A 15,155-nucleotide genomic window follows, 5' to 3' on the forward strand; every position below is an offset into this window, starting at 1 on the left:
ATGTAGGGGTTGCCGTTCTCGTCGACCTTGACGCCGCCGACGCTGAGCAACTCGACCTGCGCGGCGGCACCACGCAAGTCCTGCCCCAGGTGCACGTCGCCGTAGGCGGACCACAGTCGCAGGCTGCCGCCGTTGGCGATGCGGTAGGGGTTGTCGCTGCTGTGCTGGAAATCGACCTTGCCGTTCGCGGCCACCGTCACGTCGGCAAAGCCCGAACCGGCCAGGCGCGACATCGAGATGCCCGAGGCCTCGGACAGCGTGGCGTCGGTCGGCGACGACCAGACACCATCGGTGTCCGGACCGTCGGCCGAGATCGTGAACTGCCGCAGCACCGCATTCGGGCCGAGCGTGCCGGAGGTGTCGGCCAGTGCGTGCAGGTTGTTGACGGTCGCGCCGATCGTCAGCGAGCCCGCGTGGGCGGCCTTGTCCAGACCCACTGCCTGACGGGCACCGACAGTCGTGCCAGCCCTCAGCTCGCCTTGCAGCAAGACGACCGGCGCAGCGATCGAGACGCTGCCGGCGGCGCGGCCTTCGACATAGCCCGCTTCATTTCGGCCCGAGACAGTGCCGTGCTCGATGACACGGCCCCAGCGGTCGTACTGAACGCTGCCGGGCTTCTGCAGGTTCAGCGCCGAGTCGTAGACGAGATCGGCGGGCGCGTTGTTGATGTCGAAGATGCTGCCGTTGTCGGCCACCAACTGGGTCTGGTGCACCGTGGCGCCTGTGTAGGCCACCTGGCCGCCGGTGACGCGGATGCTCGAGCTCTCGTGCGTCAGCACCGCGCCTTCGGCACGCAGGTTCACCGTGCCGCCGCGCGACAGCCGCTCGCCGACGCCGCGCTCGATGTTCGAGCGGTAGCTGTCGAGGTTGCCGAGGATGGCCGAGTCCTGCCGCGTGTCGACCGTGACGATCGAGCGGTAGAGCAGGCCGTCTTTCTGGATCGGCGCGTCCTTCAGGTCGTTGCCGCCGAGCAGCTCGGTGGTGACGAACAGGTCGGCCACCGAACGCTCCGTGGTCGTCGTGCCCGAGACGTCGATCACCACGTTTTCGCCGAGCACGATGCGGGTGTTGGAATCGCCTGCTGCGAGCGAGCCACCGGTGGTCGTCAGCTTCGCGTTGTAACTGGGCCTGGTTTCGGCGCGCACGTTGACGGTGGCGCTGGGCGCAACGATGCTGGCACCGTCCTGGAACTCGACCGAGCGGCCGGCGATGTCGATGTGCGAGGTGGCGAAGCCGGCGGTGTCGGTGCTGGTCGCTGTCGAGGCATCGGGCGTGATCTCGATGTGGCTGCCCGGGCCGATCGTGACGGCGCCGCTTTCGGTGGCCCGCAGCACGGGCACGTTCGCGTCGTTGACGACGATGGTCGGGTTGGCCTGCGCACGCAGGATCACCGAGCCGTTTTCGCTGACGCTGGTGGTCGCGCTGATGCGGCCCATCTGGTTGACCGCCATGCCGACGATGGTCGTGTTGCCGCGCGGCGTGCTGATGCTGCCGGTGGCCAGGTTGCTGGCGCTGCCCTGGCCCTCGGGCCCGGCGACCGGGCCGTTGCCGACCTCGACGAGGAAACCACGCACGGCGGAGACGGCCGGGTTGGTCTCGGAGGCATAGAGCTGCGACTCGCTGCTCGGCAGCTTCAGATACACCTCGCCGCCGGCGCCGAGCACGACTTGGCCGCCCGGTGCCTGGATGCTACCGGCGTTGTCGACCCGCTTGGCGAACAGGAACACGCGGCCACCACTGTCGGTGGTGATCGTCGCGCCCTGGTCGACGCGAACGAAGTTCTTGCTGTCGACGAAGTTGGCGGCATCGCCGTCGAAGGCGAAGGCCGGGTGCTTGTTGGTGTCGGTGGGCGTCTGGAGCGCCTCAGCGAAGCCCGACATGAACATGCTGTCCGAGATGTTGAGGGACGAGGCGATCAGCGAACCGGTGTTGACCTGAGAGCCCTTGCCGAACAGGATGCCGTTCTGGTTGATCAGGAAGATCTCGCCCTTGTTCGTCGCGCTCAGTTTGCCGAAGATCTGCGACGGCGCATTCGAGCCGGTGACGCGGTTCAGCGCGCTGGCGCCGGTCTGCGCCATGTCGAACAGCACCTCGCTCTTGGCGCCGATATCGAAGCTTTCCCAGTTGTAGATCGCGCGCTGGCTGCTCTGGTTGATCGTCTGCTTGACGCCGCCATTGCCGTTGGGTGTGTTGACCGGCGCGCTGCTGTTGCCGCTGCCGTTGATGCGCCAGTTGGCGGCCGGCACCGGCACCTTGTTCGGCGCGGGCGGTGCAGCATGCAGYAGCGGCTGCCAGGCTAGCGCCAGTGCCATGGCCAGCGGGGTCAGGCGGGTGGTCAGGCGCTGCTGAGCGCCGTGACGGGCGGTGCGGGAAGGAGAGGTCGCCATGGTCGGTCCTTGACGGAGGTCGAGGGTCAGTAGCGGGCTGTCACGCGCACATGCACGCGAGGCTCGCCAGCGGCGGTGTTGGCGGTGGTCTTGCCGGGCCACGCGGCGTCCAGCGACGCATCGAGCCAGGCGCTGGACAGGCGCAGCCCGAAGCCGCCGCCGTACAACGAGGAATACGAAGCCTGGCCGGCACCGGGCTGCGCTAGGTGACCGCGGCCCATGTCGACATAGAGCAGCGGGCGGATGTCGGTCCAGCCCGCGGCGGGTTCGTTCAGCGGCACGAGGTTCGGGCCACGCCATTCGAGCGAACCGAGGATCGCGTGGTCGGCCGAGACTTCGCCTTCGAGGTAGCCGCGGATGGTCTCGGCGCCGCCAAGGCTGAACTGCTCGGCGCTGACCAGCGGGCCAGAAGCCAACTGCCCGGCCACGCGCGTCACGAGGCTGCCTTCGCCCAGCGCCTGCGTCCACCGGCCGTCGAGTTTGAAGGCTCCGAAGCTGCCGCTGGCGCCTTCGTTCTTGCAAGCGAACTGGTCTTGCATCTTCACGTGGGCRCAGAAAACGTCGTGCTGCAGGATGCGGCGCCACGCGAAGGTCAGACTGCTGTTCAGCTGCAGGCTGTCGCGGCCTTCGCTCCACAGGCCGGTGTAGGCCAGCTGGAAGGGCAAGTAGCGCAGCGGGGTGTAGAGGTCGCCGGTGCCGAAGCGCGTGCGATCTTTCAGGAACTTCAGGTCGGCGCCGGCCGAGAAGGTGCTCGCTGCACCGCCCAACGAGAAGTTGTGGTGGTGGCGCAAGCCGAAGGTCTTGCCCTTGCCCAGTGCCTGCGTGCTGCCCAGCGTTTCGCCGAGCGTGACGTCGCTTTGAGACAGCGTGAACGACAGCGCCCAAGCGTCGCCGTCGGGCTCGGGAATCATGTAGTTCGCGATGGCGACGCGTGATTGTTCCGGCGCCTCCGGGGCTGTTTGCAGCGTCAGCGACAGCGAGTGGTCGAGCTGAAATAGGTTGTCGTAGCGCAGCGTCGCCAGGGCGCGCGTGTCGGTCGTGCCGGCTGAGTGGTTGTTGTTCAGCTCAAGCGAGCCGCCTATCGGCAGGTGGTCGGTCACCTGCAACTCCAAGTCGACCGTGCCGGGCAGTCGGCCGGGTTTGACGACAGGCACCACGCGGCGGTCTTCGCTGCGGTTCAAGGCGCCCAGCTGCTGCTGCGCCACGGTGAAGTTAGGCACTGTGCCTTCCTGCAGCGCGGCGACCGTGCGGCGGATGTAGCCCTGCGAGTGGTAACGCGAGCCTGCGACGTACAGCGTGCCGACCTTGCCTTCGAGCACCGACAGGCGCACGACGCCTTCGTCGATCCGCTGCTCGGGGATGTCGACCAGCACCGTCAGGTAGCCAGCTTGCTGATAGGCCGCTTCCAGTGCGTTGCGCGCGGCTTCGACGGCGCGCATCGACTGACCCGGACCGAGGTGCGGCTRCACCGCTCGCTCGATCGCCTCGACAGTCAGCACGCTGTTGCCGTCGATCTCGTATTCCCAGATGTCGAAGGCCGGTTCGGCGGCTGGGGTGGCTACAGCCGGGGCGGCGCCGGGTGCATCGGCCGCCCAGGCCGGCATCACGATCAGCGACGCTGCGGCGACACCCAGCAAGGAGCGGCTGATCAAGGGCCGGCGGCGGTAGGCCACGCACAAGGAAGTCATCGGGACGGAGGCTTGGAAATCGTTCACGGCAATCGCGCATGTTGCTGCGCGGTCTTGGCACCCGCGAGGGCGCCGACTGAGCCGAATGGCTTAGGTTCAGCCCCGGTGACGTCGCGGAACCGTCATCAAAGCCGTTTGTTTGGCACCAAAGAAAAAGGGCAAGGCCAAGCCTTGCCCTTCGATCGCTGGATGACCAGCCGGGCGATGAGCCCGGCCAGTGATCTGGCAGTTTGCTTACTTGACGATGTGCAGCGGAGCCTTGCTGGTCGTCTTGTAGGCGGCGCCACCGTAGATGTGGTTGGCCGGGTTGTAGGTGGTGTCAGCCACGTCGATGCGCTCGACGCACGAACCGTAGAGCGCGTCGTCGGCGTCGGTCGCGGTGCCGCAGGTGTCGGTGGCGACTTGCCACTTGTGCGGGCTGGCGAGCAGGCCGCCCTTGGCTTCCGAGCTGGCGTACAGGCTGATCTTGTTCGAGGTCACGGCGTTGGCGCGGATGCCGATCAGGAAGCTCTTGGTTTGAGCATCCGGGGCATTCGTCGTCTTGCGCCATTGCATCGACGAGGAGTAGACCATCGGGTAGGCACCCATGCGGGCCAGCGACTGCTTCGGCAGTGCGCCGTCGATCTTGACGAAGCGGTACGACTTGCCGTTGATCAGCGGGTCCTTCTCACGGGTCACGACGCCCAGGGCGTAGTCGTTGACGTGCGTGGTGGCCAGGCAGGTCTCGACGTCACCGGTGCCGGCGCCTTCGTTGACCACCAGGCCGGAGACCGGGGTGCCGTCGGTGTTGGGGGCAGCGCCCGAAGCCTTCGGAGCGAGCATGCCGACCGAGGTGTCGACCAGCGGGCCCATTTCCAGGAAGAAGGCGTTCGAGACGGCTTGCGTGCCCGAGCCGCGGGTGCGGCGGCAGATGACGACGTTCTTCGACGCGTCAGCGGCGACGCCGGTCACAGCGCTCCAGTTGGCGAAGTTCGCCACCGGGCCGCCACGCACGAAGCCAGCCAGGGCGCCGGCGATGAAGGCGCGCGGCAGGCTCGGCGTTTCCGTTTCGGCGTCGGAGTTGACGCTCAGGCCTTGGGCCGCTTGCAGCGCGTTGCGCAGCGTCTTGCTGACGGCGACGCCGAAGATGGTCTGGCCGGCGGAGGCGATGTCCAGGCCGTTCAGTGCGGCGGCGGGCGGCACGGTCCACAGGTTGCCGTTGTCGTCGACGGTGGCGGGATCAGGCTGGTTCAGGTATTGGTTGGCGACGGCGCCGACCTTGACCTTCAGCGAGAACAGCACGGGTTCGACGTCCGAGAGGCCGGCGATGGGGATCTGCGGGGCGGTCGTGCCGCAGGTGGCGGCGGGGGTGGTGGCGTGGTTGTAGGTCGAGCAGGCGGCGTCGCTGACGACCATCGATTGGCCGGCGGTGTTGTTGGCGACCTGGTTGACGCCGTAGATCGAGCCGTCCTTGTCGCGCTTGATCACGAGCAGCTTGCTGCCGGCGGGGTAGCCGCTGGCGATGGACATCGAGCACGAGTAGGCGCGGAAGTTCTTGCCGGCGGCATCGTTCCAGAACTCGTCGTAGTCAGCAGCGCCGTTGCAGACGACGTTCTTCAAGTAGGCGGCCAGCATCGGCGTTTGGGCCGAGGCGCCGAAGATCACGACTTCCTTCAGGGTGCCGGCCGTGCGGGCGGCGTCGATGTCGGTGGGCGACAGCGCGTGGGAAGAACCAGCGGCAGCCATCAGGGCGGCCGTGGCGATCAGACGAATCTTCATGCTTAACTCCAAGGTCTTTGGGTAGTGGTTGTGCGCGCCGCATGTTGTGATGATCCGGACTTGGCCCTCCAGGGCGACCGGTTCCGTCGGCGCACGGTGCGCACTATCGGCAGGCCCTGTGACACCGGTATCGGGCGAACGCAGCGAGAAGCCGCCCTGAACGGCCCATGCCGTCACAGTGAGTTGTCATGTGTCGGTCTCACATCGCCGCCGCAGAAAGGCGATGAGCCGATGGGCCTAGCTTGAAGGCAGGGAAATGGGATGCAGCCGATAATCCGGCCTGCCCCTGTCACCTTCTTGCGGAACTGTTTCTGATGTTCACCGGCATCGTTCAAGGCATCGCCACCGTCGACACGCTCACCGACCGGCCGGGGCTGCGCAGCTTTCGCCTGCGTTTCCCGCCGGGGTTTGCTCAGGGGCTGGAGATCGGCGCCAGCGTGTCCTGCGACGGCGTGTGCCTGACGGTGACCGCGCTGCACGGCGACGATGCAGCCGATTTCGACGTGATGCAGCAAAGCCTGGGCTTGACGACGCTCGGCGGCCTGCGCGAAGGCAGCCTGCTGAATGTGGAACGAGCCGCAAAGGATGGCGCCGAGATCGGCGGCCACCCGCTGTCGGGCCACATCGACGTGACCGGCACACTCGTGGCGGTGCGGCAACCCGAGAACAACCACGTGCTGCGGATCGGGCTGCCGCCGCGCTGGATGCGCTATGTGTTTGCCAAGGGCTACATCGCCGTCAACGGCGCCAGCCTGACGGTGGCCGAGGCCGACCGCCAGGCCGGCTGGTTCGAGGTCTGGCTGATCCCGGAGACGCTGCGCATGACGACCTTCGGCGAAAAGGTGGTGGGCGACACGCTGAACATCGAGATCGAGCGCTCGACGCAGGTCTTCGTCGACACCGTGCGCGACGCGCTGGACGAGCGCCTAGGCCCGCTGCTGCCGGCGCTCGAAGCACTGCTGCGCGAGCGGGGCCTGTCGACGGACGAGTTGGCCCGGCCGCTGCTGCCCGAGAAGCGCTGACCCACTCATCGATTTGTTGAGGCCCCACCCACGGTGGGGAAAGACGCGCCTGGCCCTGGCCGCCCACACTGGCGACCTTCTGAACCACCGGGCTTGCGCGTGATGACGCTCTCTTCTCTTCAACGACGCCAGCTGATGCTGGCCGCAGCCGCGGGTGCCTGGCTGCCGCGTGTCTCATGCGCCCGCCAAGTGACCGCCACCTTGCCAGCGTTGCTGCTGGCGCAAGAGGCTTCTGATGCGCAAGACCCAACGGGTTATCTGGTCAGCGAAAAGTTTGACGGCGTGCGCGCCCTGTGGGACGGCGAACGCCTGCGCTTTCGAGGTGGTGGGGTGGTGAGCGCGCCGGCGGCCTTCCTCGCGGGCCTGCCGGCAGGCCAGGCGCTCGATGGTGAGCTGTGGCTGGGTCGGGGGCGCTTCGATGCCTTGTCGGCGATCGTGCGCCGCGAGCAGGCAGTGGCCACTGAATGGGACCAGGTGCACTACCTGGTGTTCGAGCAGCCCGGGGGCGACGGTGGTTTTGCGCAGCGCGTCGAGCGCCTGCGTTCACTGGCAGCGCAGTCGTCAAGCCGCCGCTGGGAGGTTGTCGAACAGTCGGCCGTGGCCAACCCGACTGCATTGCGTGCACGCCTGAAGGCCGTGGTGGCTGAGGGCGGCGAAGGGCTGATGCTGCACCGTGCCGATGCGGCTTACCGCACTGGCCGCAGCGAGGTGCTGCTGAAGCTGAAGCCGGTGCGTGATGCTGAAGCCGTGGTCGTCGGCCACACACCGGGCCGCGGCCGTTTCGAAGGCCAGCTCGGCGCCTTGCGCGTGCGCGACGAGGCCGGGCGCGAGTTCCTGGTCGGCAGCGGCTTGAACGAAGCGCAGCGCCGCGATCCGCCGCAGATTGGCAGTGTGGTGACCTACAGCTGGCGTGGCGAAACGGCGAGCGGCCTGCCACGGTTTCCCACCCTGCTGCGCACGCGCGTGGCCGGTTGGTGAGTGCGGTATGGTGACGAGATGAACATGCATCGATCGCAGCATGGCGGGCCGAGTGCCGGGCCGCTCCCAAGCCGGCCCGCATCCCCTCGGGGGATCGGCGGCGGTACTCCGTCGACGAGGGGCTCCAGTGAGTGAATTCAGTTTCTTCTGGCACGACTACGAAACCTTCGGGCGGGTGCCGCGGCGCGACCGGCCTTCGCAGTTCGCCGGCGTTCGCACCGATGCCGAACTGAACGAGATCGGCGCACCGGTGATGGAGTTCTGCAAGCCGGCGCCCGACAGCCTGCCCGACCCCGAGAGTTGCCTGCTGACCGGCATCCTGCCGCAGCAGTGCCTGGCCCAGGGCCTGCCAGAGCCGCAGTTCGCCAGCCTGATCGAGCGCGAGCTGGCGCAAGCAGGCACGGTGGGTGTGGGCTACAACACGATCCGCTTCGACGACGAGGTGACGCGCCATTTGTTCTGGCGCAACCTGATGGACCCCTACGCCCGCGAGTACAAGAACGACTGCGGTCGCTGGGACCTGCTGSACACCGTGCGCTGCATGTATGCGCTGCGGCCCGATGGCCTGCAGTGGCCGAAGCACGATGACGGTCGGCCTTCGTTCAAGCTCGAGCATCTGACGGCGGCGAACGGCCTGGCGCACGAGGCAGCGCACGATGCTTTGTCGGACGTGCGCGCGACCGTGGCCTTGGCCCGCCTGGTTCGCCAGCATCAGCCGCGGCTGTGGGACTTCTGCCTCAAGCTGCGTCAGAAGCAAGCCGTGTGGGCCGAGATCGAAGCGGCGCAGCGGCAAGGAAAACCGTTTCTGCATGTTTCGGGCATGTACACGCCCGAGCGCGGCTGCATCGCGGTGGTGTGGCCGATCGCACCGCATCCGACCAACAAGAACGAGCTGATCGTCTGGGACTTGTCTGAAGACCCGGCGGCGTTGTTCGACCTCAATGCCGCGGCGATCCGCGAGCGCCTGTTCACCCGGACCGAAGACCTGCCCGAAGGCGTGACGCGGTTGCCGCTGAAGACCATCCACATCAACAAGTCGCCCGTCGTGATCAGCTCGCTGAAGACGCTCAGCGCACCGATGGCCGAACGCTGGGCCATCGACCTGGCCGTGGCCGATCGACATGCCCAAGCCTGCGCGCAGCATGGGCCGAAGATGGCCGGCATCTGGCCTGATGTGTTCACGCGACCGGTGTCCGACCAAACGCCCGACGTCGATGAGGACCTGTACGGCGGCTTCATCAACCCGACCGACCGCCAACGATTGGACCGCCTGCGCAAGCTCGGCCCCGACGACCCGGCATGGACGCGGGCGAGCTTCGAAGACAGGCGCCTGGATGAGCTGGTGTTTCGCTACCGCGCGCGCAACCACACCGACAGCCTGAGTGCCGACGAACGTGAACGCTGGGCGCGGCACTGCGCCGAGCGCCTGCACGACGGCGTCGGTGGTGGGCTGAGCCTCGCGGTCTTCTTCGAGAAGCTCGATGTGTTGGCCGAGACGGCCGATGAGCGCGGCCAGGAGATCCTCGGCGCGCTCTACGACTATGCGGAGCAGATCGCGCCGGAGCTCTGAGCCAAGCGCGCGAATTTGATCGTCGTTGATAGAGCTTGACGGACTGGGGGCTCCCAGCGGGTCCGCCTTCGCTTAGTCTTGCCCGCACAGAGCAACACAGGGCTCTGTCTTGCAGTTCTGGCGCAGCCGCCAGCCGCCGCCACGCGGCTGCGCCAGACATTTCGACAAACGTGCTAGAGGAGATAACAGAGTGTTCGCATCCAGCATTTCGAAATCCGGTTCGGTTCGCGGGGTCCTCGGCAAATGGTTTGCGCTGACCGCGCTGGCCATCGCCAGCTTGTCCGCCTCGGGGCAGTCGCTTGGCCTGGCCCAAGATACCCATGCTTACGCCTACAGCAGCGGCGCCGAGAGCGTGGCGCGTGAGGCCGGCGTCGTGGCCAGCCATGACGTGCACATCGATGGCGCCGATTGGCTGCGCCTTCAGTTCGACGCTGCCAAGCTGCCCAATGGCGCCACGCTGCGCATCACGTCGTTGCAAGACGGTGCCCAACAGCACCTGAGCGCCAAGACCCTGGCTCAGTGGCAGAACACCTCGGCCTACTTCAACGGCTCCACGGTGCGTGTTGAATTGCTGGCCGCCAAGGCCGGTCGTGCAGGCCAGTTCGGCATCGTCAAGGTGCTGGCCGGCAAGCCGCAACCGGTGACCGAGAGCCAGTGCGGCCCGAACGATGACCGCGTGGCCTCCAACGTGGCCGACCGCGCCCGTCTGCTCGACGTGGGCTGCACTGCCAACCTGATGGCCAAGGGCTGCTTCATCACCGCCGGCCACTGCATGTCCACGCCGTCGCTGGTCGACGTGGTCGAGTTCAACGTGCCCAAGTCCAACGCCAACGGCAGCCTGAACCACCCGGCACCGAAGGACCAGTACGTGCCGACGACGAACCGCAAGTCCTTCCAGGGCAACATCGGCAACGATTGGGGCGTGTTCACGGTGTCGCCGAACAGCGAAACCGGCAAGATGCCGCTCGAAGCCCAGGGCCATGGCCTGCGGTTGGCGAAGGCCGTGCCGGTGGTGGGGGCCAAGGTGGACATCCATGGCTACGGTGTGGACACCGGCGTGGACAACCAGACCCAGCAGTACTCGACCGGCCCGATCACCTCGGTTGACACCGGCACGACCGTCCTGAAGTACTCGGCCGACACCGAAGGCGGCAACAGCGGCTCGGCCGTGCTGAGCGGTGGCCGCGTGGTGGCGATCCACACCAACGCCGGTTGCACGCAATCCGGCGGCGCCAACCAGGGCACGCTGTACACCAACGCGGGCTTCAAGAAGGCGTTCAAGGCCGTCTGCGCCACGACGCAGTGATCGTCGCCTCGGGCGGCCCGGTGGCGGTTTGAACGCCGCCGGGCCGCCCGGGCAGGATCAAGGCACAGGCCCCGCAAGGGGCCTTTTTTTCGGGCAAGCCCTGAGACGGTCTCCCGGGTCTGGGCGTAAGGTAGCGGTCCAAATCAAAGGAGACTCCCATGCTCAAGTCCGGGATCGACCAGGATGCGCTGATCGAGATGTTCGCCAGCGCCAGCGCCAAACAGACGGCGCAGTTGCGCGACGCGGTGGGCCAGGCCACCTTGAAGGCGCTGCAAGGGCGTGAGATGAGCCTGAAGAACATCAAGGCCGTGCTCAAGTCGGTCACCGAGGCGGCCAGCACCGGCGCGCTGCAGAACGTGACGCCCAAGGTCGACGTCGAGGCGATGTTGAACGGCGCCCTGTCCGGCATGGACGATGCGCTGCTGAAGGCGGTCGACGCCAACCGCGTGGCGCTCGAACGGCTGGTCGACCAGGGCGTGGGGCTGCAGGAGAAGCAGTTGCAGAAGGCGCTGGACGACCTCGAAAAGCTCGAGGACACGATGTTCGACACCGTGCGCAAAGCCACCGCCGGTGCCGACATGGGCAAGCTGGCCGGCCCGTGGGGCGAGGTGCTGGGCAAGTTCGAACAAGCTGGCAGCCTGACCGGTGCCCAGGCCAATGCGACGCTGGAGCAGATGACCAGCCAGATGCAGACGGCCATGCGCCAAAGCCGGGCCGCCGGCCTGAAGGCGGCGCAAACGCTGGCGCAAAGTTATACCGCGCTGGTCAGCGGGGTGTTGATGGGCATGTCGGACGCGTTGCGACAAGGTGGTGGCGACGACGCGCCGGCACCCAAGGCGGCCAAATCAGGACGCAAGTGAGCGCTGGTGGGCGTGCCGGTGGCCGGGAAATCGGTGAAGGTTGAGTTACCAACCTAGAACTTCCGCTCGCTTTCCCTGACCCGGGCGGCCGAGGCCGCTTCCCCGGAGGCCTACACTGGCAGGCTGGCTTTCTTCGCATTCCTGACCCCACCATGACCCGAGTTGTCATCAGCGGCACCGGCCTTTACCGGCCGCCGCACGTCATCACCAACACCGAGTTGGTCGAGGCATTCAACGCCTACGCTGCACTGCAAAACGAGAAGAACGCCGCCGCCATTTCGGCCGGCGATCTGCCGGCGATGGTGCCGTCCAGCGTCGAGTTCATCGAAAAAGCCTCGGGCATCCAGCAGCGTTACGTGGTCGACAAGGCCGGCGTGCTGGACCCGACGCGCATGTACCCGCGCTTCGAAGAGCGGGCCGACGACCAGTTGTCGCTGATGGCCGAGATCGCCGTCGACGCCGCGCAAAAGGCGCTGGCCGTTGCTGGCAAGACCGGAGCGCAGGTCGACGCGGTGCTGTGCGCCGCAGCGAACATGCAGCGCGCCTACCCGGCGATGGCTTGTGAGATCCAGCAGGCGTTGGGCGCAGGCGGCTTTGGCTTCGACATGAACGTGGCCTGCTCGTCAGCCACCTTCGCGATCGAGCAGGCCGCCAATGCGGTGCGGGCCGGCACCGCGAACTGCGTGCTGGTCGTGAACCCCGAGATCACCTCGGCCCACCTCGAGTGGCGCGACCGCGACTGCCACTTCATCTTCGGTGACGTGTGCACCGCGGTGATCGTCGAGCGCGCCGAAACGGCGACCTCGGCCGACCAGTGGGAGATCCTGGGCACCAAGCTCGCGACCCAGTTCTCGAACAACATCCGCAACAACTTCGGGTTCATGAACCGCAGCGAGGACAGCGACCCGAACGCGCGCGACAAGACCTTCCGCCAGGAAGGGCGCAAGGTCTTCAAGGAAGTCGTGCCGCTGGCTGCGGCGCACATCGAGCACCACCTGCAAGCACTCGGTTTCGAGMCGACGCAGGTGCGCCGCTTCTGGCTGCACCAGGCCAACCTGGGCATGAACCAGTTCATCGTCAAGAAGCTGGTCGGCCAGGAGGCCGGCGGCGACATCGCCCCGTTGATCCTGAACGAGTACGCCAACACCGCGTCGGCCGGTTCGATCATCGCGTTCCATCACCACCGGGCCGATCTGGCTGCGGGCGATGTGGGCGTGGTGTGCTCGTTCGGCGCGGGCTACTCGGTCGGCAGCGTCGTGGTGCGCAAGCTGTGAAGAGCGGCTGGGTGGTGGGCGCGGGTTTCGCCGTGCTGGCTTTGTCGTTGGTCGTGCCGTTGGCGGCGCAAGCCCAGGCAGCCACCAAGACGCTGAACGGCGACGCCCCAGCCAAGGGCGCGATGATGAGCCGCGACGAACTGCGCTCTTGCTTGAAAGAGCAGCAGGTGCAGACCGTGCGCGTGGCCGAGCTGGAAAAGCGCCGCGCCGAGATCGAGGCTGAAACCGACGCGGTGCGCCAGCAAAAGGACACGGTGCAGGCCGAGCGCGATGCCTATGCCGCCAAGGTCGCCCAGGTGCAGGCCTTCAAGGAGCGGGTCAAGGCGCATGGCGAACGCGTGGCGCTGTACAACCAGCGCACCAAAGAGTTCAAGGAGTCGCCGCCGGTGGCCAACGCCGAGCGTGAACGTGGCCAACTCGAAGCCGAAGGCGATGCGCTGGCCAAGGCCGACGCCGCCATCAAGGCCGAGGCCGCGCAATGGACCGGCACGATGGRGCCGGCCCGCGTGGCGCTGACCGAGCACACGCAGTCCCAGCAGGCGGCGGCCGCTACGGCCATCGAGCACAACCGCGTGTTCAACGAAGAGGCCAAGGGCTACGACGAGCAACTGGCCGCGTGGAAGCRGCGCTGCGGCAACCGGCCCTACCGAGAGGCCGACGAAAAGGCGATCCGCGCCGAGAAATGATGCCCCCACGGGCCCTTCCGGGCCCTGCCCCCAAGCAACTGTGTTCGCCGTCAAGTGGTGGAGTCGTGAAGCTTGGGGTTCCAGTCCTTTCCGGTGCGGGCCATTGCGTTGAGGATGCGCAGCAGCTTGTGAGAGCAGGCTGTGACGGCCACCTTGTCACTCTTGCCGGCGGCGATGAGCAGGTCGTAATAGGCTTTGATAACAGGATTGAAGCGCACCGCGCTGCGCATGGCCATGTGCAGCGTGCAACGCACGATCTTGCGCCCGCCGTAGATGTGGCGCTTGCCGTGGGCAGCGCCGGAGTCCCGGTTCAACGGCGCTAGCCCGGCCAGCTTGGAGATGCGCTGGTTTGACACGTGACCCAGCTCAGGCAGGAAGGCTTGGACGACCGCACAGGTCACGGGCCCGATACCCTTGATGCTGCCCAGGCGTACGGTCTGTTCCTTGAAGTGCCTGTTCAGGTGGTCGTCGATGTCACGCTCGAGCTTGGCGATCTCCCTGTCCAGCGTCTTGATAACCGCACCGATGCTCTTTTGAAGCACCCGTACGGCGCCAGCCCGACGGTTCTGTTCGGCGGTGCGCATGTTCAGCAACTGGACCCGGCGCTGGACCAATGCCTGAAGCGCCTGGACCTCGGGCACCGCGGGAGTGAATCGAATGCCGGCCTGGTTGGGTTTGCCCGCCAGGGTCTGTGCCAGGTGAGCCAATGCGATCGCGTCGATGGTGTCGTCCTTCTCCAGGTGACCCATCGCGCGGGCGAAATCGCGTGCGGCGCGCRGATTGACCACGGCGACGGGCAAGCCGTGTCGCACAAGCCATAGCGCAAGCGAACGCTCCAGCCCTCCGGTGGCTTCGACGACGATCAAGCCGACCGGCAGACCTCGAAGTGCCTGCACGAACGATTCAAAGCCGTCTTCGTCGTTGCCCAACGATTGGCTGTGGGAGTCGCCGTGTCGTGCCCAGACGAACTTCGCCTTGGCCATGTCCACGCCAAAGTACATCGGCGCCGCGGTGGCTGCCAGCTCATGAGAAGAATCGTTTGCCATGTCCCATCCTTGCGTCATACGAGTTCGACTCGGGTAACTGTTCGGGCTTGGTGACAAACGAGGAAACGTGCACGCCCAGTGCTTGGGGGCGAGCTCAGGGCTCAGAGGGGGCTCGGGCTGTGCACGTACCCACGAACCGCAGCTATGAATCGCGGCGAGCCGATTGCGGCGACCTACACCCAACTTGAATCATGTCGAACATGGCGCTCAACATACAAGGGGGCTCGCGCAGCGGACCGGCAAAGGTTCTATGGTTTTCGTCAAGCGGGAACGGCGAATCTGTCTGGCTCGAAGGGCTTGCCGCTGCGCCAGACGGCACAGGCGACTCGCAACAGCTTTCTGGCCAGAATGACCAAGGCCTCGAACGACGCAGGTCAGGCGATCCGCGCTTGGACAGTCTTCGCTTGCCGTGGCTGCGCCCTGAGTCGTGCGCCCGAGGGTCCAAGCCACTGAAGGCGACCAAGGCATCARCGCTGACGAACTGCAACCGCGCCAACAGGCTGCTCAGCAGCGCACTGGCTTGCGAGCCCACACCGGTGATGCTCAACAGCCGCCGCTGGCTGGCTTTGAGGGCAGAGTC

At 66.6% G+C, this 15,155-nt stretch carries 12 protein-coding genes; 7 read left to right on the forward strand and 5 right to left on the reverse strand.

What is annotated here, in order from left to right:
• From AC1DYI_RS12925 to AC1DYI_RS12935, 3 genes are all read right to left on the reverse strand, one after another.
• Positions 1-2,387, reverse strand: a 2,387-nt coding sequence (locus AC1DYI_RS12925; RefSeq protein WP_477204520.1) for a two-partner secretion domain-containing protein, incomplete at its 3' end; no start/stop codon positions are given.
• Between the two features lie 26 nt (positions 2,388-2,413).
• Positions 2,414-4,075 carry a ShlB/FhaC/HecB family hemolysin secretion/activation protein gene (locus AC1DYI_RS12930; RefSeq protein WP_477204521.1) on the reverse strand — a complete coding sequence of 554 codons (1,662 nt, stop codon included), beginning with the start codon at positions 4,073-4,075 and terminating at the stop codon, positions 2,414-2,416.
• 234 nt (positions 4,076-4,309) lie between these two features.
• Positions 4,310-5,833, reverse strand: a complete 1,524-nt coding sequence (locus AC1DYI_RS12935) for a hypothetical protein (protein WP_477204522.1) — start codon at positions 5,831-5,833, stop codon at positions 4,310-4,312.
• 314 nt (positions 5,834-6,147) lie between these two features.
• On the opposite strand from AC1DYI_RS12935, the gene AC1DYI_RS12940 reads away from it, so the two are divergent.
• The 7 genes from AC1DYI_RS12940 to AC1DYI_RS12970 all read left to right on the forward strand — a co-directional run bounded on the left by AC1DYI_RS12940 (position 6,148) and on the right by AC1DYI_RS12970 (position 13,529).
• Positions 6,148-6,855, forward strand: a complete 708-nt coding sequence (locus AC1DYI_RS12940) for a riboflavin synthase subunit alpha (RefSeq protein ID WP_477204523.1) — start codon at positions 6,148-6,150, stop codon at positions 6,853-6,855.
• Between the two features lie 102 nt (positions 6,856-6,957).
• Complete coding sequence (locus AC1DYI_RS12945) at positions 6,958-7,833, forward strand: DNA ligase (protein WP_477204524.1); 876 nt, start codon at positions 6,958-6,960, stop codon at positions 7,831-7,833.
• Between the two features lie 127 nt (positions 7,834-7,960).
• Positions 7,961-9,403 (forward strand): exodeoxyribonuclease I, encoded by a 1,443-nt coding sequence (gene sbcB, locus AC1DYI_RS12950; protein WP_477204525.1) that lies wholly within the window; start codon positions 7,961-7,963, stop codon positions 9,401-9,403.
• A 190-nt stretch (positions 9,404-9,593) separates the two neighbouring features.
• The gene (locus AC1DYI_RS12955; RefSeq protein ID WP_477204526.1) at positions 9,594-10,709 is read left to right on the forward strand and encodes a trypsin-like serine peptidase; all 1,116 of its coding nucleotides are present in this window, start codon (positions 9,594-9,596) and stop codon (positions 10,707-10,709) included.
• A 158-nt stretch (positions 10,710-10,867) separates the two neighbouring features.
• On the forward strand, positions 10,868-11,569 hold the full coding sequence (locus AC1DYI_RS12960) for a DUF6781 family protein (protein ID WP_477204527.1): 702 nt from the start codon (positions 10,868-10,870) through the stop codon (positions 11,567-11,569).
• A gap of 152 nt (positions 11,570-11,721) precedes the next feature.
• The gene (locus AC1DYI_RS12965) at positions 11,722-12,843 is read left to right on the forward strand and encodes a beta-ketoacyl-ACP synthase III (protein ID WP_477204528.1); all 1,122 of its coding nucleotides are present in this window, start codon (positions 11,722-11,724) and stop codon (positions 12,841-12,843) included.
• The gene (locus tag AC1DYI_RS12970; RefSeq protein ID WP_477204529.1) at positions 12,840-13,529 is read left to right on the forward strand and encodes a hypothetical protein; all 690 of its coding nucleotides are present in this window, start codon (positions 12,840-12,842) and stop codon (positions 13,527-13,529) included. Before AC1DYI_RS12965 ends, AC1DYI_RS12970 begins: the two co-directional genes overlap by 4 nt.
• Before the next feature lie 50 nt (positions 13,530-13,579).
• Here AC1DYI_RS12970 and AC1DYI_RS12975 read toward each other — a convergent pair whose 3' ends face one another.
• Positions 13,580-14,575 carry an IS110 family RNA-guided transposase gene (locus AC1DYI_RS12975; RefSeq protein WP_477204530.1) on the reverse strand — a complete coding sequence of 332 codons (996 nt, stop codon included), beginning with the start codon at positions 14,573-14,575 and terminating at the stop codon, positions 13,580-13,582.
• A gap of 142 nt (positions 14,576-14,717) precedes the next feature.
• Complete coding sequence (locus tag AC1DYI_RS12980; RefSeq protein ID WP_477204531.1) at positions 14,718-15,122, reverse strand: transposase; 405 nt, start codon at positions 15,120-15,122, stop codon at positions 14,718-14,720.
• Positions 15,123-15,155: the final 33 nt, after the last annotated feature.

It is taken from the genome of Ideonella sp. P3_A4 (assembly GCF_056403075.1).